Below are 663 nucleotides of genomic sequence, written 5' to 3'. Positions count from 1 at the left end.
CTCCAATGGCAGCGCCACGGTGGTGATCCCGAGCGATGCACTCACCGATGGTGACTATAGCGTCGCCGCGGTGATTACCGACGCTGCCGGCAATAGCTCTGCTGCCTCCAGCAGCGTCGACTTCACGGTGGATGCCACTAGTCCTGGTGGTGACGCCGGCACCGACGCGCCGACGCTGGCAATCGCCGAGGCTTCAGATGACACGGTCAACGCCGCTGAGCTGTTCGATGGGGTTCAGGCCAGCGTCGGTCTGACTGCCGGCACCCAGGCCGGTGACACTATTACCCTGCAGATCGATAACGCGGACGACGTGACGTATACCGTGACGGCGGACGACGTCTCCAATGGCAGCGCCACGGTAGTGATCCCGAGCGATGCACTAACCGATGGCGACTATAGCGTCGTGGCGGTGATTACCGACGCTGCCGGCAATAGCTCCGCTGCTTCCAGCAGCGTCGACTTCACTGTGGATGCCACTAGTCCTGGTGGCGACGCCGGTACCGACGCCCCGACGCTGGCGATTGCTGAGGCCGCGGATGGCATCAACGCTGCTGAGCTGTCCGATGGGGTTCAGGCCAGCGTCGGTCTGACCGCCGGCACCCAGGCCGGTGACACCATTACGCTGCAGATCGATAACGCGGACGACGTGACGTATACCGTGAC

Annotated in this window: 1 protein-coding gene; it reads left to right on the top strand. The window is 63.7% G+C overall.

The annotated features are described in order from the left end of the window. Positions 1–663: Ig-like domain-containing protein (locus JF545_RS19825; protein WP_206944882.1), on the top strand; the 663-nt coding region annotated here is incomplete at both ends.

Origin of the sequence: Halomonas litopenaei (genome assembly GCF_017303055.1) — a bacterium.
GTDB lineage: Bacteria > Pseudomonadota > Gammaproteobacteria > Pseudomonadales > Halomonadaceae > Halomonas > Halomonas litopenaei_A.
This window is presented reverse-complemented; position numbering and strand designations above follow the sequence as displayed.